Origin of the sequence: Streptomyces sp. BR1, from assembly GCF_052373795.1 — a bacterium.
Classification (GTDB): domain Bacteria; phylum Actinomycetota; class Actinomycetes; order Streptomycetales; family Streptomycetaceae; genus Streptomyces.
Map to the genome: position 1 here is coordinate 2222429 of NZ_CM126252.1, position 16763 is coordinate 2239191.

General features: G+C 70.8%; 11 protein-coding genes and 1 pseudogene. 9 read left to right on the forward strand and 3 right to left on the reverse strand.

Annotated elements, in window-relative coordinates:
- Positions 1 to 87: 87 nt before the first annotated feature.
- Entirely contained in the window at positions 88 to 2949 is a 2862-nt protein-coding gene (locus ACT1U9_RS09270) for a M4 family metallopeptidase (protein WP_444537869.1), read from the reverse strand.
- Positions 2950 to 3222: 273 nt separating this feature from the next.
- On the opposite strand from ACT1U9_RS09270, the pseudogene ACT1U9_RS09275 reads away from it, so the two are divergent.
- From ACT1U9_RS09275 to ACT1U9_RS09285, 3 genes and pseudogenes are all read left to right on the forward strand, one after another.
- Positions 3223 to 3405: pseudogene (locus tag ACT1U9_RS09275) on the forward strand (helix-turn-helix domain-containing protein); the annotation flags it as partial.
- Between the two features lie 218 nt (positions 3406 to 3623).
- Positions 3624 to 4448, forward strand: a complete 825-nt coding sequence (locus ACT1U9_RS09280) for a lysozyme (RefSeq protein ID WP_444537870.1) — start codon at positions 3624 to 3626, stop codon at positions 4446 to 4448.
- A 76-nt stretch (positions 4449 to 4524) separates the two neighbouring features.
- On the forward strand, positions 4525 to 5316 hold the full coding sequence (locus ACT1U9_RS09285; RefSeq protein ID WP_444537871.1) for a trypsin-like serine peptidase: 792 nt from the start codon (positions 4525 to 4527) through the stop codon (positions 5314 to 5316).
- Positions 5317 to 5352: 36 nt separating this feature from the next.
- Here ACT1U9_RS09285 and lon read toward each other — a convergent pair whose 3' ends face one another.
- On the reverse strand, positions 5353 to 7764 hold the full coding sequence (gene lon / locus ACT1U9_RS09290) for an endopeptidase La (RefSeq protein WP_444537872.1): 2412 nt from the start codon (positions 7762 to 7764) through the stop codon (positions 5353 to 5355).
- A gap of 165 nt (positions 7765 to 7929) precedes the next feature.
- Here lon and ACT1U9_RS09295 point away from each other — a divergent pair, with 165 nt between their 5' ends.
- Both ACT1U9_RS09295 and ACT1U9_RS09300 read left to right on the forward strand, forming a co-directional pair.
- Positions 7930 to 8595, forward strand: a complete 666-nt coding sequence (locus tag ACT1U9_RS09295; RefSeq protein WP_444537873.1) for a GNAT family N-acetyltransferase — start codon at positions 7930 to 7932, stop codon at positions 8593 to 8595.
- Complete coding sequence (locus tag ACT1U9_RS09300; RefSeq protein WP_444537874.1) at positions 8592 to 9107, forward strand: hypothetical protein; 516 nt, start codon at positions 8592 to 8594, stop codon at positions 9105 to 9107. Before ACT1U9_RS09295 ends, ACT1U9_RS09300 begins: the two co-directional genes overlap by 4 nt.
- On the opposite strand, the gene ACT1U9_RS09305 is transcribed toward ACT1U9_RS09300, so the two are convergent.
- Positions 9066 to 9809 carry a rhomboid-like protein gene (locus tag ACT1U9_RS09305; protein ID WP_444537875.1) on the reverse strand — a complete coding sequence of 248 codons (744 nt, stop codon included), beginning with the start codon at positions 9807 to 9809 and terminating at the stop codon, positions 9066 to 9068. The two genes, ACT1U9_RS09300 and ACT1U9_RS09305, sit on opposite strands and share 42 nt — an antisense overlap.
- 206 nt (positions 9810 to 10015) lie before the next feature.
- Here ACT1U9_RS09305 and ACT1U9_RS09310 point away from each other — a divergent pair, with 206 nt between their 5' ends.
- The 4 genes from ACT1U9_RS09310 (at position 10016) to ACT1U9_RS09325 (ending at position 16723) form a co-directional block, all read left to right on the forward strand.
- Positions 10016 to 10690: a spermidine synthase gene (locus ACT1U9_RS09310; protein ID WP_444537876.1), complete on the forward strand. Its 675-nt coding sequence runs from the start codon at positions 10016 to 10018 to the stop codon at positions 10688 to 10690.
- Between the two features lie 84 nt (positions 10691 to 10774).
- On the forward strand, positions 10775 to 11512 hold the full coding sequence (locus tag ACT1U9_RS09315) for a response regulator transcription factor (protein WP_067163879.1): 738 nt from the start codon (positions 10775 to 10777) through the stop codon (positions 11510 to 11512).
- Positions 11509 to 12657 carry a HAMP domain-containing sensor histidine kinase gene (locus ACT1U9_RS09320; protein ID WP_444537877.1) on the forward strand — a complete coding sequence of 383 codons (1149 nt, stop codon included), beginning with the start codon at positions 11509 to 11511 and terminating at the stop codon, positions 12655 to 12657. The genes ACT1U9_RS09315 and ACT1U9_RS09320 overlap by 4 nt, the downstream gene beginning before the upstream one ends.
- 259 nt (positions 12658 to 12916) lie before the next feature.
- On the forward strand, positions 12917 to 16723 hold the full coding sequence (locus ACT1U9_RS09325) for a multifunctional oxoglutarate decarboxylase/oxoglutarate dehydrogenase thiamine pyrophosphate-binding subunit/dihydrolipoyllysine-residue succinyltransferase subunit (protein ID WP_444537878.1): 3807 nt from the start codon (positions 12917 to 12919) through the stop codon (positions 16721 to 16723).
- Positions 16724 to 16763: the final 40 nt, after the last annotated feature.

Here is a 16763-nt window from a genome sequence, read left to right on the forward strand (position 1 = left end):
CCGACGGGACAGTATTTCCCAGTCCTCTGTGGACGAGGGCCCCCGGCACCGTGAGCCGGGGGCCCTTTGGCTCAATTGCGAGCTCGGTTACGAGCAGGTTCCGGCGGGCCGGTCCCGGGTGACCAGGTCCGTGAAGCCGGTGGTGCCGTCCAGCCAGACGACCTTCCTGCCACCCGCCGACGACGGGTACAGCTGCTCGCCGCGGTTGCAGGACACCCGCCCCTTGCGGGTGCCGTCCGCGCTGAACTGCCACAGCTTGGGCAGGGTCTCATTGCGGTACCGCGTGTCCGGCAGCAGGGTGTTCACCGTGACCGCGTCGTCCGATGCGGTCAGGTCGAACGGGATCAGCGCGCCCGGCCCGGCCTCGGGGCTGAGGTCCACCGTGCCGGTGCCCGCGAGGGTGGAGCGGCGCACGGCCATCTGACCCTGGTCGGCCGGGTTCTCGTCGGCCAGCCAGAACACGTTCTTGCCGGTGATCCCGGTCTGCCCGATGGCCTGCGGCTCCCCGAGCTGCTGCGCGAGATGCGTGGCGCCGGTGGCGATGTCGTACGTCTCGACACCGATCTTGTAGTCGTTCCCGACCGGGTAGAGCTTGGCGTACGCGATGGTGCCGTGATGCAGCGACGGCAGTGCGGTGCCGAGCTCGTACCTGCCGCCGTCCACCCAGGTCGGCTGGCGGTCGCCGGGCTTGAGGAAGCCGACGTGCCGCCCGCCGAACGGGTCGTAGGACTCGAAGACCACGGTGCCGTTCTCGACCCGGAGGTTCTGGACGTTCGTGGTCGAGGTGTACAGCTTCTTGGTCGGGCCGCCCGCGATTGGCCGGGCCAGGATGTCGAGGCTGCTGGTGCCGAACGCGGCCCACACCACGGTCTTGCCGTCAGTGGCCGGATATACGTGGAAGCGGCCGTCGTTGGGGCTGATCAACTTGGCCGAGCCGGTGCCGTCGGCCTTGCCGGCCCAGATCGAGTACGGCTCGGTGCCGTCGTCGTTGGACTTCGAGGTGGCCCACCAGCCGCCGCCCGCCGCCGTGCCCGTACCGGTCGTGTTGAGCTTGCCGAAGAGCTGGTCGGAGTCGACGCCGATGGCGTTCTCCCAGCCGGGCACGATGCCGTGGGCGTTGAAGGAGCGCTTGACGATGTTCTGCTGGCGCGCGGAGAGCTTGAGGTCCTTGGCGGCCGCGAGGATCGCGTTACGGGCCTCGGTGTAGCCGTCCAGCGGTGTCATATACGTGGAGAGCGCCTTGTAGACGAGCCTGTCCGCGAGGAAGGGGTCCTTGGGGTCGAGGTCCTGGCGGATGTTCCACAGGGCGCCCGAGAAGATCGTCGAGTTGAGGTGCACCCCGCCGTTGTCGGTGGCGAAGGAGACGCCGAGGTAGTCCTTGGCCGTGGTCCGCCCGTCGTTGAGGTCGCGGAAGGCGCAGTCGCGGGGCTTGGCGGTGCGGCACAGGTCCTCGCCGATGAGCCCGGAGTCCGGGTCGTCCATCTTCGTCCCGCTCACCGTGACGTCGATGGCGTTGCCGAAGTAGTCGGCGAGCGCTTCGTTGAGGGCGCCGGACTGGCCCGCGTAGACCAGGTTCGCGGTGTTCTCGACCACGCCGTGCGTCATCTCGTGGCCGACCACGTCGAGGTCGGCGGAGAGCGTCTTGTACTGCTCGTCGCCGGAGCCGTACACCATCTTCTGGCCGTCCCAGAAGGCGTTGACGTACGGGCCGCCGAACAGCGTCACGCCGACCAGCGAGTCGATGCCCATGCCGCGCCCGTCGAGGCTGTCGCGGCCGTGCACGTTCTTGTAGTAGTCGTAGACCTGTCCGGCCGCCCAGTGCGCGTCGACCGCGCCCGTGGCGGTGGCGTCGCCGCTGTAGTCCGGGCCCGCGTTGGTGAACTCCTTCAGCCCACTGGGCCACCGGCCCGACGCGTCGCCGACGTCGACGGCGCGCGCGTCCCAGGTGTGCAGGGTGTTCTTGCTGGTGGCCGCCATGCGTGCGTAGTCGACCAGGTTGTACTGCTTGGCGGAGGCGTCGAAGTAGATGTTCAGCGGGACCTTGTCGCCGCTGTACTTGACGCCGGTGCCGGTGGTGCCGGGGTTGGTGGGGGCGTCGCTCTTCGCCGCCGCCCGCGCCGCTGCCTTCACCGTGCCGGTGGCCGCCTTCGGCGCGGTGAGCGTCTTGATGCGGCTGTACTGGAGCACCGGGAACCCGGCGTGCGCGTCCACGTACACGTCCTGGAGGACCGGTCTGCCGGTGGTCGCCTCGGTGCCGCGCACGGTGACACGGTAGGTGAGCACGCCCGTGCCCCGGGGGATCACGACCAGGCCGCCCGAGGTGCCGGTGAGCGCGGCCCCCGCCGCGCTCTTGGCGCCCTCGGCCCGCTGGATGTCCTTCTTGCCGAGGGTCGCGCCGCCGACCCGGGCCGCGACCGAGGAGACGGCCCGGCGCACGGCGACGTCCTCGGGGACGGTCGCGGTGGTCGACGTGGTCAGCGCGGTGAAGTACTTGCCGGAGGTGCCGGTGACGACCCGCTTGCCGTCCTTCTTCTCCATCCGCACCATGTACTGCCCGCCGAGCACCTCGACCCCGTGGTACTTCTGCTGGAGCCGTACGGTCTCGTCGGCGCCCTGCTTCAGCGTCTGTACGGGGCTGAGGTCACGGCCGGGGTCGGCGATGCGGTAGCGGCTCTCCTTGGCGGCGAGATGACTGCGGGCAGCGTCCGCCGGGGCGGCCTTGGCGTCGGCGCTCTCGTGGAGCCCGTCGACGAGGGCCGGGGTCCGCGTTCCGGTGCCGGGGACGACATCGGCGGCCGGGGTCTGTGCCGGGGGTGCGGCCTGGGCCGCCGGTACCGAGGTGGCGAGCAGCGCGGCCGCGCCGAGGAGGGCGGCTGCGCCCGCACCCCGGGCGAGTAATCCCTCTTTGGCCGTGCCTGCTCCTGACGTGCCTGCTCTGGGCTTGCGCAAGGTCTTCCTCCACGGGCCGATGGACGGCGGGTGGCGCCTGACAGCGCCGACTGGTCATGACCATGCAAGCCCGTGGTGCCAGAACTCCTCAACGGGGCCTCTGCGGTGACTTGTGGACATGCCCACTTGTGAGGCACCTGTGCACGGAGCGAGAATCCTGTGCACGTTTCAGGGGGGATTAGTCCAATCCGAGACTGTTGGGTGGGGGCGGAATTGGGGCGATTACGGGCGGCGCGGACCGAGGGACCGGGCGAGGGGCAGCGCCCGAGCGAGGAACAGCTGGAGCTCCTGGGCCTGCTGGCCGAGGGCCTGAAGGACGAGGCGATCGCCCGCCGCCTCGGCGTCCATGTGCACACCGCCCGGCGCCGGATCACCCGCCTGCTGCACGACCTGGACGCGGACACCCGCTTCCAGGCGGGCGCCCGGGCCACCCTGCGCGGCTGGCTGGACGACTGACACCAACTCCCGTGTCCTGAAAGTTGGTTACGGATCCGAATCCGCCAACGCAGCTGGGCAGGGCCGATGCCGGCGCATCAGTGGCCTGGGCCAATGGCAGTTCCAGAAACCCTTTCGCGTCACGGTCTACGTGCGTAGCTTTTTCCGTATGACATGTCCACAGCGACATGTCGATATCCCCGGCACGTCCCCCCACCCACGCCTTTCGGAGGCACGCAATGCCCGTGCACAGACCCGGAACGGCCCGCCGCCGCCCCCTCGCCGCGGCCGGAATCCTCCTCTCCGCCCTCGCCCTGCTGCTGACCGCCCCCGGCACCGCCGACGCGGCCCGCACTCCCGCCCGTGGCACCGCCACCATGGGTATGGGCGTCGCGGCCCACGACGGCGTCGGCGGCCCGCCCGGCGCCACCCTCGCCGTCCAGACGGAGGGCGTCGACACCAGCAGCCACAACGGCAACGTCGCCTGGTCCACGCTCTGGAACAGCGGCGTGAAGTGGGCGTACGTGAAGGCCACCGAGGGCACGTACTACACCAACCCGTACTTCGCGCAGCAGTACAACGGCTCGTACAACGTCGGGATGATTCGCGGCGCATACCACTTCGCGACGCCCGACACCACGAGCGGCGCGACGCAGGCCGACTACTTCGTGGACCACGGCGGCGGCTGGTCCGCCGACGGCCGTACGCTGCCGGGCGCCCTCGACATCGAGTGGAACCCGTACGGCGCCGCCTGCTACGGGCTCTCGCAGGGCGAGATGGTCAGCTGGATCAGCGACTTCACGGACGAGTACCGGGCCCTTACGGGCCGGGACGCGGTGATCTACACCGCCACCAGCTGGTGGACCCAGTGCACCGGCAACTCGGCCGCCTTCGGCTCCACCGACCCGCTGTGGATCGCCCGCTACAACACCGACCCGGGCACGCTCCCGGCCGGCTGGGGCTACTACACGATGTGGCAGTACACCTCCTCCGGCCCCACCGTCGGCGACCATTCGCGCTTCAACGGGGCGTACGACCGCCTGCAAGCTCTGGCCAACGGATAGCCCACAGCCCCCGGTGCGTCGACGCGCACCGGGGGCCTCACCGCATTCCGACGTGTCATACGACAGGATGGTCGCCATGCGCGTGATGCGAACGGTGTTGCGAGTGTCCGCCACGGGGATGCTGGCGATGGTCACCGGATGCGGCTGGTCGGCGGCCTCGGCACCCCAGCCGGACCAGAGCGACGAGGTGCCGCCCGCACCGGCTCCGCAGACCTCCGCCGGCGCCACCGCCGGGCTGCCGTCGGTGGGTGTCCTCGTCGACGGCGACAGGCACTGGTGCACCGCCAGCGTCGTCGCCAGCCCCAAGGGCAATGTGGTGGCGACCGCCGCGCACTGCGCCGACTCCGGGTCGGTCGGCTCCATGGAGTTCGCACCCGCCTTCTCGGGGGCGGTGAAGGGCTCGACTCCGTACGGGACCTGGAAGGTCAAGGCCGTGCAGACCGACGACAAGTGGTCCAAGGACGGCGACGACGCCTACGACTACGCCTTCCTCACCCTGGAGCCGGACGCGCGCGGCCGCAGTGTGCAGAGCGTGGTCGGCGCCGCCGAGGCGGACTGGGCCTCGGGCCCCGAGCGCCGCGTCACCGTCGTCGGCTACCCGGCCGAGGACCACAACCCCGACAACCGGCCGATCTCCTGCACCACCGACAGCCGCCGCGACAGCGACATGGCGAGCGACGTCCGGATCGAGTGCGCCGGGTTCTGGACCGGGACCAGCGGCAGCCCGTGGCTGGCGGACTACCGGGGGCCCGGCCGCCTCGGCCACCTCATCGGCGTCCTCAGCGGCGGCGACACGGACGTCGAGTCGACTGCCGTGCTCTTCGACGCCCACGCGCGCGAGCTGTACGAAAAGGCCACGCGCGCGTAGTCGTACCGCGCGCGTGGCCCCTCGCCACCGGTCCGGTCAGGCCGCGACCGGCACCCGGACCTCCGCCGGGGCCAGGGCGATCTCCAGGACCTGGCGGACATCGGTCACCGGGTGGACCTCCAGCTTGTCCAGGACCTCGGCGGGGACGTCGTCCAGGTCCGGCTCGTTGCGCTTGGGGATCACCACGGTGGTGATGCCCGCCCGGTGCGCGGCCAGCAGCTTCTGCTTCAGACCGCCGATCGGCAGCACCCGCCCGGTCAGCGACACCTCACCGGTCATCGCCACATCCGTCCGCACCAGACGTCCGCTGAGCAGCGACGCGAGCGCCGTCACCAGCGTGATTCCCGCGCTCGGGCCGTCCTTGGGGACCGCGCCCGCCGGGAAGTGGACGTGCACGCCCCGGTCCTTGAGGTCGGCGACCGGCAGCTCCAGTTCGGCGCCGTGCGAGCGCAGGTAGCTCAGCGCGATCTGCGCCGACTCCTTCATCACGTCGCCCAGCTGACCGGTGAGGGTCAGCCCGGCCGCGCCCGTCTCCGGGTCGGCGAGCGACGCCTCGACGAAGAGGACGTCGCCGCCCGCTCCCGTGACCGCGAGGCCGGTGGCCACGCCCGGCACCGAGGTGCGCCGCTCGGCCGGGTCCTGCGCGGACTCCGGGACGTGGTGGGGGCGCCCGATCAGCGCGCGCAGATCGTCGGGCGTGACCGTGAACGGCAGCTCGCGCTCGCCGCTCTCGTGCTGGGCCGCCGTCTTGCGCAGCAGCCGGGCGAGCGCGCGCTCCAGGTTCCGCACGCCCGCCTCGCGGGTGTACTCCCCGGCGAGCTTGCGCAGCGCCGCGTCGTCCAGGGCCACCTCGCCGGGCTCCAGGCCCGCCCGCTCCAGCTGGCGCGGGAGCAGGTGGTCGCGGGCGATGACGACCTTCTCGTCCTCGGTGTAGCCGTCGAGGCGGACCAGCTCCATCCGGTCCAGCAGCGCCTCCGGGATGGCCTCCAGGACGTTGGCGGTGGCCAGGAAGACGACGTCGCTGAGGTCGAGCTCGACCTCCAGGTAGTGGTCGCGGAACGTGTGGTTCTGCGCCGGGTCGAGGACTTCGAGCAGGGCCGCGGCCGGGTCGCCCCGGAAGTCGGAGCCGATCTTGTCGATCTCGTCGAGCAGCACCACCGGGTTCATCGACCCGGCCTCCTTGATCGCCCGCACGATACGGCCGGGCAGCGCGCCCACGTACGTACGACGGTGGCCTCGGACCTCCGCCTCGTCGCGGACGCCGCCGAGGGCGACGCGGACGAACTTGCGGCCCATCGCGTGCGCCACGCTCTCGGCGACGCTCGTCTTGCCGACGCCGGGCGGGCCCACCAGCGCGAGCACCGCGCCCCCGCGCCTGCCGCCCACCACGCCGAGGCCGCGCTCGGCCCGCCGCTTGCGGACCGCCAGGTACTCGGTGATGCGCTCCTTCACGTCCTTCAGGCCCGCGTGCTCGGCGTCCAGGACCGCGCGGGCGCCCTTGATGTCGTAGACGTCCTCGGTCCGCTCGTTCCACGGCAGTTCGAGGACGGTGTCCAGCCAGGTGCGGATCCAGGAGCCCTCCGGGGACTGGTCGCTGGAGCGCTCCAGCTTGTCGACCTCCTTGAGGGCGGCCTCGCGCACCTTCTCGGGCAGGTCGGCGGCCTCCACGCGGGCGCGGTAGTCGTCGGACTCCTCGCCCTCCGCCTCTCCGTTGAGCTCGCGCAGCTCCTTGCGCACGGCGTCCAGCTGGCGGCGGAGCAGGAACTCGCGCTGCTGCTTGTCGACGCCTTCCTGCACGTCCTTGGCGATGGACTCGGCGACGTCCTGCTCGGCCAGGTGCTCGCGCAGCTGCTCGGTGGCGAGCTTGAGGCGGGCGACCGGGTCGGCGGTCTCCAGGAGCTCGACCTTCTGGGCGGTGGTGAGGAACGGCGAGTAGCCGGAGTTGTCGGCGAGCGCGGAGACGTCCTCGATCTGCTGGACGCGGTCCACGATCTGCCAGGCACCGCGCTTCTTCAGCCAGTCGGTGGCGAGCGCCTTGTACTCCTTCACCAGCTCGGCGACCTGGCCGGGCAGGGGTTCGGGGGCGCTCTCGTCGATCGAGATGCCCTCGACCCACAGGGCCGCGCCGGGGCCGGTGGTCCCCGCGCCGATCCGTACCCGGCCCCGGCCGCGGATCAGGGCGCCGGGGTCGCCGTCGGAGAGGCGCCCCACCTGCTCCACGGTGCCGAGTACGCCGGTGGACGCGTAGGCCCCGTCGACGCGCGGGACGAGCAGCACCCTGGGCTTGCCGGCGGCGGTGCCCTCGGCCCGTACGGCCGCCTGGGCGGCCTCGACGGCGGCCCGCACCTCGGTGTCGGACAGGTCCAGGGGCACCACCATCCCGGGCAGCACGACCTCGTCGTCGAGCGGCAGCACAGGCAGGGTGAGCGGTGCGGACGAGTGAGCCATGATCTCCCCTTCGGCAGTCAAGTTGAGCTATGCCGACTCAATGCATGTGAGCCCATGAATGTTCCCCAACGGGTGTTCGCTGTGAGCGATCGTCACTTGTAATAGCCAATATGACTCAGCAACTATTACCCACACATCAGCGTCAAAGCCATCGGAGGGGAACCCATGGAGTCGGAGTCGGTACCGGACGTCGTCGCGGCCTGGATCAAGGGCTGGGTCGTCTCGCGCGGCGCGGCCGAGCCGGTCGCCGAGCCCTGGGGCTGGACCATCGACGTCGGCCAGAGCAAGCACGTCTCCCGGCACGTGGTGCCCGAGCCCGACGAGCCGACCGTCCGCAAGCTGGTCGGGGCGACGACCGCGCCCGGCACCTGGCTGAAGCTGTTCGCGGACGACGACACGGTCCGGCCGTGGCTCGGCCCGGGCTGGCACTACGACCAGCCCGGCTACCTGATGACGCTGCCGCTGGCCGAGAGGGCCCGTACGAAGGTCCCCGGCGGCTACACGCTGACCAGTTGGACCACCGGTGGAGTGCTGCGCGTGCTCGTACGCACCGACGCGGGGCACTTCGCCGCGCGCGGCCAGATCGCCCCGACCGGCGCGACCGCCGTCGCCGACCAGATCGAGACGGCGCCGGAGCACCAGCGCCGGGGCCTGGGCAGCCTGGTCATGCGCACGCTGCAGAACGCGGCCCTGGAGGCGGGCGCCACCACCGCCGTCCTCGTCGGGACCCCGGAGGGGCAGGCGCTCTACAGCGCGCTCGGCTGGAAGACGCGCTCACCCATGGCGAGTCTGTACTTCGATCCGTCGGATCCGGCATCCTCTGGGGCATGAGCTCCAAGGTCACGCACCGGACGACCACCGGCCTGCTGCTGCTCACCGCGCTGTTCGCGGCGGCGGGCTGCGGCTCCTCCAGCTCGTCGGCCGACAGCGGCGCCCCGCCGTCGCGGACCACACCGCCCCCGGCCGTCTCGCCGTCCGCGTCGGCGCCCACGTCCTCGAAGCCGCCGACCCACGACGGGCAGCTGTTGAAGCTGGTGGTGAGCGGCGGCTTCGTGGGCCGCCACGACGAGCTCGTCGTCAGCGCGGACGGCAGCTACACCTCGACCAAGCGGGACGGGAAGACGGTCGAGGGCCGCCTCACCCCCGCCGAACTCGCGGGGCTGCACAAGGCCCTGACGGCCGCCGACTTCCCGCATCTGCCGCCGCGCCCGACCGGGAAGCCGGTCGCCGACGGGCTGATGTACCAGTTCACGTACGAGGGACATGTCGTCCTCGCCGACGAGATCCATCAGCCGCAGGCGCTACGGGACGTACGGGCCCATCTGCCCGTCGGGTACCGCTGACGGCACCGGGACCCCGGCCCTGCGGGCGTCCTCGCGGCGCAGGAACGGCCAGCACACGACGCCCACGAGCAGCGCCAGCGGATGGCCCCAACTGGCCAGCGGATCCACCATGTCGAAGAGGTCCTGCGTGATCAGCACCACGACCACACCGAGCAGCGGCCAGCGCAGGACCGGCGCCAGCAGCCCGGCCAGCGCGCCCACGCTCGCCATCAGGCCGAAGCTGATGCCGTAGTCGAGGCGGTGCAGCGAGGAGTCCGGCAGCTGACCGGCCATCACCGAGACGCCCACCGGCACCTCGGTGGCGAGCGTCGCCACCACATGCCCGAGCAGGAAGACCCCGGCCGCGCGCAGCCCGCCGACGCGGCGTTCGAGCGCGGTGAGGATGAAGACGAAGCCGACGGCCCACGGCGAGGAGATCCCGCCCGCGATCCACAGCGCGCTGGCGAGCAGCACAAGGACGGGCGTACGGGTGAGGTGCTGCACATCGGTGCTGGAGCCCTCGACGAGCGTACGGACGGTGTCGGGGTCGCCGAACTCCGCGTACAGCGACGTGGAGAGCAGCAGCAACGTATACGCGAAGGTGAACGGCGTGCCGGTCGGCGTCGGCAGCACATGGGCCGCCCGGCGCAGACACGACCGCGGTTCCCATGCGGCCCACAGCGGCGGACGTCTGTCCGCGTCGGGGTTTTCCGCGCTGGTCACAGGGGGCTTCGCGATGGCCCCGCCCTCCGCCGTCTCGATGACCGTCTTCTCCCCCGCCCTCGGCCCTGTTGCTTCCCTTGTACAACGCTCACCCTCTGCGAACGCTCCCCAACACGTCTATGACTTGTGCCACATTGGACAACCTTTGACGCGGACCATGCGTCGGCGCAAGGAGTCGTCAGCTCCGCCCCCGAGGAGGTCTTCCGATGCCCGTCGCCGACCCGATCACGCTCGACCGGCGCGAGGGACCGTACGGCGAGGTGGTGCTCCGCCGGCGCGGCCCGCACTTCGAGATCATCGCCAATGGAACGTTCCTGATGGACACCTCCGACGGACGCTCCGAGCGGCTGCTCGTGGACGCCGCCTACGACGCGCTGCCGACGGGCCGCGGGACACCTTCCGTACTCATCGGCGGGCTAGGTGTCGGCTTCTCCCTGGCGCACGCGGCCGCCGACCCCCGGTGGGGCCGGATCGCCGTGGTGGAACGCGAGTTGGCCGTCATCGACTGGCACCGTACGGGCCCCCTGGCGCCCCTCTCCGAGGCCGCTCTCGCCGACCCCCGCACCGAGGTCCTGCACACCGATCTGGTCGCCTACGTACGCACCACGTCCGACACCTTCGACGCGCTCTGCCTGGACATCGACAACGGGCCCGACTGGACCGTGACCGAGAGCAACGACAGCCTCTACTCCCCCACCGGTCTCACCGCCTGCCGGGACCGTCTGGAGCCGGGCGGAGTGCTCGCCGTCTGGTCCGCGCAGCCGTCGGCCGCCTTCGAGGAAGCTCTCCGTAATGCCGGATTCCACGGGGTTAGGACCGAAGAGATCACAGTTGCCCGGGGCGTCCCTGACGTGGTCCATCTCGCCGTTCGCCCTGCGTAGCCGGGACGCGGCCGGTGCCTCTAGTCTCTGACCGACACAGGGGATCACCCCACTGATCCCCGGAAGCAATATCAGGGCGGGGCGATGGAGCAGGCACACACCACCCACAACGGCGTAGCGGCCACCCCCGGCGCCCAGCGCCGGGTGCTGGTCGTCGAGGACGACACGACGATCGTCGACGCCATCGCGGCGCGGCTGAGAGCCGAGGGCTTCCAGGTGCAGACGGCGCTCGACGGCCCTGCCGCCGTCGACACGGCCGAGGCCTGGCAGCCGGACCTGATGGTCCTGGACATCATGCTGCCGGGCTTCGACGGCCTGGAGGTCTGCCGCCGGGTCCAGGCCCGCCGGCCGGTCCCGGTGCTGATGCTGACGGCCCGCGACGACGAGACGGACATGCTGGTCGGGCTCGGCGTCGGCGCGGACGACTACATGACCAAGCCGTTCTCCATGCGGGAGCTGGCGGCGAGGGTGCACGTACTGCTGCGCCGGGTCGAGCGGGCCACGCTGGCCGCCGCGACCCCGCGCACGGGCATCCTGCGCCTGGGCGAGCTGGAGATCGACCACGCTCAGCGACGGGTACGGGTGCGCGGCGAGGACGTCCACCTCACCCCCACCGAGTTCGACCTGCTGAGCTGTCTGGCGAACACCCCGCGCGCGGTGCTCTCGCGCGAGCAGCTGCTCGCCGAGGTCTGGGACTGGGCGGACGCGTCGGGCACCAGGACCGTGGACAGCCACATCAAGGCGCTGCGCCGGAAGATCGGGGCCGAGCGCATCCGCACGGTCCATGGCGTCGGATACGCGCTGGAGACCCCGGCGCCATGAGCCGGGCGGCGGCCGGAGCGGTGAGCGGGCGGACCCGTAGGAACGGGCCGCGCGCCCCGGTTCGCGGCGGCCTGCTGAGCCGGCTGCGCTACCTCTCGGTCTCGATCAAGACCAAGCTGGGCACGCTCGTCGTGGTCTCGGTCTTCATCACCACCGGCCTGCTGATGGTGGCCGTGCAGACCCGTACCGAGCTGCGGTTCATCACCGTCTTCTCGGTGATCGCGACCCTGCTGATCACCCAGTTCGTGGCGCACGGGCTCACCGCGCCGCTGGACGAGATGAACACGGTCGCCCGGTCCATCTCGCACGGCGACTACACCCGCCGGGTGCGCGGCGCCGACCGCCGCGACGAGCTCGGTGACCTCGCCTCCACCATCAACCGCATGGCCGAGGACCTGGAGGCGGTGGACCGCCACCGCAAGGAGCTCGTGGCGAATGTCTCGCACGAGCTGCGTACGCCCATCGCGGCGCTGCGGGCGGTCCTGGAGAACGTCGTGGACGGCGTCTCGGCCGCCGACCCCGAGACGATGCGCACGGCCCTGAAGCAGACCGAGCGGCTCGGCCGCCTGGTGGAGACGCTGCTCGACCTCTCCCGGCTCGACCACGGCGTCGTACCGCTGCGGGCGCACCGCTTCGAGGTGTGGCCGTATCTGTCCGGGGTGCTCAAGGAGGCCAATCTGGCCGCCTCCCGGCGCGGGCTCTCCTCCGGCTCGGGCAATCACACCCGTACGGACGTGCATCTGCATCTGGACGTCTCGCCGCCGGAGCTGACCGCGCACGCGGACCGCGAGCGGCTGCACCAGGTGGTCGCCAACCTCATCGACAACGCGGTCAAGCACTCCCCGCCGCACGGCCGCGTCACGGTACGGGCCCGGCGCGGCCCGCAGCCGGAGTCGCTCGACCTGGAGGTCCTGGACGAGGGTCCGGGCATCCCGAAGTCGGAGTGGCACCGGGTCTTCGAGCGGTTCAACCGGGGCGACGCCTCGGCGCCGCACGGGCCGGGCAGCGACGGCGGTACGGGTCTGGGCCTGGCGATCGCGCGCTGGGCGGTGGATCTGCACGGCGGTCACATCGGCGTGGCCGAATCATCACGCGGATGCCGCATCCAGGTCACCCTTCCGGGCGTCACCCGACCGGCGAATTGACGTAGTCTCGAACCGGAAGCACACGTTCTGCGTGTGAGTGGGCAAGGGATGCGGCTCTACGAGGGCCGCAACCGCGCTGTGGCGTACCCACTCACGAGCGGAACCTGATCTGTTTCCCGCCAAATCCTGCCCCGAAACACGCTTTCCGGTGTGACTTACGCGACTGTGGCACGCCCGGTCTGCACCTCCAGGCCAGGGAGGCGTAGCCTTTATTTCCGCTGTCCATCACCTTGTGAAGCGGAAGAGGGCGGTTGCCGCCGTGTCGTCTCAGTCCCCCAGTAATTCGAGCGTCTCGACCGACCAAGACGGGCAGGGCAAGAACCCTGCAGCCGGCTTCGGTGCCAATGAGTGGCTCGTCGACGAGATCTACCAGCAGTACCTCCAGGACCCCAATTCGGTCGACCGTGCCTGGTGGGACTTCTTCGCCGACTACAAGCCGGGTACGCCCGGTACGGCGGACAAGCCCGTCGCGGGTGCTCCCGCCGCAGCCGCGGGGGCTGCGGTAGCCACCCCTGCCGCTCCGGCCCCGGCGCCCGCCCCGGTCGCCCCGGCCCCGGCACCCGCCGCTCCGGCTCCGGTCGCGCAGCCCGCGGCCGCCGCCCCGGCACCGGCTCCGGCCCCGGCTCCCGCGAAGGCCGCTCCGGCGCCCGCCGCGAAGCCCGCCGCCGCCAAGGCCGCCCCGGCGACCGAGGCCCCGGCCGGTCCTGAGTACGTGACGCTGCGCGGCCCCGCCGCCGCGGTCGCGAAGAACATGAACGCCTCCATCGAGGTCCCCACGGCCACGTCCGTGCGCGCGGTCCCGGTGAAGCTGCTCTTCGACAACCGCATCGTCATCAACAACCACCTCAAGCGCGCCCGCGGCGGGAAGATCTCCTTCACGCACCTCATCGGGTACGCGATGGTGCAGGCCATCAAGGCCATGCCGTCGATGAACTACTCCTTCGTGGAGAAGGACGGCAAGCCGACCCTGGTCAAGCCCGACCACGTGAACTTCGGCCTCGCCATCGACCTGGTGAAGCCCAACGGCGACCGCCAGCTGGTCGTCGCGGGCATCAAGAAGGCCGAGACGCTGAACTTCTTCGAGTTCTGGCAGGCCTACGAGGACATCGTCAAGCGCGCGCGCCTCGGCAAGCTGACGATGGACGACTTCACCGGTGTGACGGTCTCCCTCACCAACCCGGGCGGCCTCGGCACCGTGCACTCCGTGCCGCGTCTGATGCCCGGACAGTCGGTCATCATGGGCGTCGGCTCGATGGACTACCCGGCCGAGTTCCAGGGCACCTCCCAGGACACCCTGAACAAGCTGGGCATCTCCAAGGTGATGACCCTCACGTCGACGTACGACCACCGGGTCATCCAGGGCGCCGCCTCCGGCGAGTTCCTGCGCGTCGTCGCGAACTTCCTGCTCGGCGAGGAGGGCTTCTACGACTCGATCTTCGAGTCGCTGCGCATCCCGTACGAGCCGGTCCGCTGGCTCAAGGACATCGACGCCTCGCACGACGACGACGTCACCAAGGCCGCCCGCGTCTTCGAGCTGATCCACTCCTACCGGGTCCGCGGCCACGTCATGGCCGACACCGACCCGCTGGAGTACCGCCAGCGCAAGCACCCCGACCTGGACATCACCGAGCACGGCCTCACCCTGTGGGACCTGGAGCGGGAGTTCGCGGTCGGCGGCTTCGCCGGCAAGTCCCTGATGAAGCTGCGCGACGTGCTCGGCGTGCTGCGCGACTCGTACTGCCGCACCACCGGCATCGAGTTCATGCACATCCAGGACCCCAAGCAGCGCAAGTGGATCCAGGACCGCGTCGAGCGCCCGCACTCCAAGCCGGAGCGCGAGGAGCAGCTGCGGATCCTGCGCCGTCTGAACGCGGCGGAGGCGTTCGAGACGTTCCTGCAGACCAAGTACGTCGGCCAGAAGCGCTTCAGCCTTGAGGGCGGCGAGTCGGTCATCCCGCTGCTCGACGCGGTCATCGACAGCGCGGCCGAGTCGCGTCTGGACGAGGTCGTCATCGGCATGGCCCACCGCGGCCGCCTCAACGTCCTCGCCAACATCGTCGGCAAGTCGTACGCGCAGATCTTCCGCGAGTTCGAGGGCAACCTCGACCCGAAGTCGATGCACGGCTCCGGCGACGTGAAGTACCACCTGGGCGCCTCCGGCACCTTCACGGGCCTGGACGGCGAGCAGATCAAGGTCTCGCTCGTCGCCAACCCCTCCCACCTGGAGGCGGTCGACCCGGTCCTGGAGGGCGTCACCCGCGCCAAGCAGGACGTCATCAACAAGGGCGGCACGGACTTCACGGTCCTGCCCGTCGCCCTGCACGGCGACGCGGCCTTCGCGGGCCAGGGCGTGGTGGCCGAGACCCTGAACATGTCGCAGCTGCGCGGCTACCGCACCGGCGGCACGGTCCACATCGTCATCAACAACCAGGTCGGCTTCACCGCCGCCCCGGAGTCGTCACGCTCCTCCATGTACGCCACCGACGTGGCCCGCATGATCGAGGCGCCGATCATCCACGTGAACGGCGACGACCCGGAGGCCGTGGTCCGCGTGGCCCGCCTGGCCTTCGAGTTCCGCCAGACGTTCAACAAGGACGTCGTGATCGACCTCATCTGCTACCGCCGCCGCGGTCACAACGAGGGCGACAACCCGCAGTTCACCAACCCGCAGATGTACAACCTGATCGACAAGAAGCGCTCGGTGCGCAAGCTGTACACCGAGTCGCTGATCGGTCGCGGCGACATCACCCTGGAAGAGGCGGAGCAGGCGCTCCAGGACTTCCAGGGCCAGCTGGAGAAGGTCTTCGCGGAGGTCCGCGAGGCCACCTCGGCGCCGGGCGAGGTCCACGCGACCGACCCGCAGGCCGAGTTCCCGGTGGCCGTCGCCACCGCGGTCTCCCAGGAGGTCGTCAAGCGGATCGCCGAGTCGCAGGTCAACATCCCCGAGCGGATCACCGTCCACCCGCGTCTGCTGCCCCAGCTGCAGCGCCGCGCGGCCTCGGTCGAGGACGGCACGATCGACTGGGGCATGGGCGAGACCCTGGCCATCGGCTCGCTGCTGATGGACGGCGTCCCGGTCCGCCTCTCCGGCCAGGACACCCGCCGCGGCACCTTCGGCCAGCGCCACGCGGTCCTGGTGGACCAGGTCACCGGCGAGGACTACACCCCGCTGATGTACCTCACCGAGGAGCAGGCGCGCTACAACGTCTACGACTCGCTGCTCTCCGAGTACGCGGCGATGGGCTTCGAGTACGGCTACTCGCTGGCGCGTCCCGAGTCCCTGGTGATGTGGGAGGCGCAGTTCGGCGACTTCGTCAACGGCGCGCAGACGGTGGTGGACGAGTTCATCTCCTCCGCCGAGCAGAAGTGGGCGCAGACGTCCGGCGTCACCCTCCTCCTGCCGCACGGCTACGAGGGCCAGGGCCCGGACCACTCGTCCGCGCGCCCCGAGCGCTTCCTGCAGATGTGCGCGCAGAACAACATGACGGTCGCGATGCCGACGCTCCCGTCGAACTACTTCCACCTCCTGCGGTGGCAGGTGCACAACCCGCACCACAAGCCGCTGGTGGTCTTCACCCCGAAGTCGATGCTGCGCCTGAAGGCCGCCGCGTCGAAGGTGGAGGAGTTCACCTCGGGTGGCTTCCGTCCGGTCATCGGCGACGAGTTCGTCGACCCGGCCGCGGTCCGCAAGGTCGTCTTCTGCGCCGGCAAGGTCTACTACGACCTCAAGGCGGAGCGCGACAAGCGCGGCGCGACGGACACGGCGCTGATCCGTCTGGAGCGCCTGTACCCGCTGCCGGGTGCGGAGCTCCAGGCCGAGATCGCCAAGTACCCGAACGCCGAGAAGTACCTGTGGGCGCAGGAGGAGCCGGCGAACCAGGGCGCGTGGCCCTTCATCGCCCTCAACCTGATCGACCACCTGGACCTGGCGGTCGGCGCGGACGTCCCGCACGGCGAGCGCCTGCGCCGCATCTCGCGCCCGCACGGCTCGTCCCCGGCGGTGGGCTCGAAGAAGCGCCACGAGCAGGAGCAGGAGCAGCTGGTGTCGGAGGTCTTCGACGCGTAGCGCTTCGACGCGTAGCGGTCCACGGAGGGCCCGTCATCCC

What these genes read in the sequence shown, in the direction of transcription:
- ACT1U9_RS09285 (WP_444537871.1), top strand. Translation starts at nt 4,525, where the DNA reads ATGCGCGTGATGCGAACGGTGTTGCGAGTGTCCGCCACGGGGATGCTG.
- lon (WP_444537872.1), bottom strand. Translation starts at nt 7,764, where the DNA reads ATGGCTCACTCGTCCGCACCGCTCACCCTGCCTGTGCTGCCGCTCGAC.
- ACT1U9_RS09300 (WP_444537874.1), top strand. Translation starts at nt 8,592, where the DNA reads ATGAGCTCCAAGGTCACGCACCGGACGACCACCGGCCTGCTGCTGCTC.
- ACT1U9_RS09295 (WP_444537873.1), top strand. Translation starts at nt 7,930, where the DNA reads ATGGAGTCGGAGTCGGTACCGGACGTCGTCGCGGCCTGGATCAAGGGC.
- ACT1U9_RS09310 (WP_444537876.1), top strand. Translation starts at nt 10,016, where the DNA reads ATGCCCGTCGCCGACCCGATCACGCTCGACCGGCGCGAGGGACCGTAC.
- ACT1U9_RS09315 (WP_067163879.1), top strand. Translation starts at nt 10,775, where the DNA reads ATGGAGCAGGCACACACCACCCACAACGGCGTAGCGGCCACCCCCGGC.
- ACT1U9_RS09280 (WP_444537870.1), top strand. Translation starts at nt 3,624, where the DNA reads ATGCCCGTGCACAGACCCGGAACGGCCCGCCGCCGCCCCCTCGCCGCG.
- ACT1U9_RS09320 (WP_444537877.1), top strand. Translation starts at nt 11,509, where the DNA reads ATGAGCCGGGCGGCGGCCGGAGCGGTGAGCGGGCGGACCCGTAGGAAC.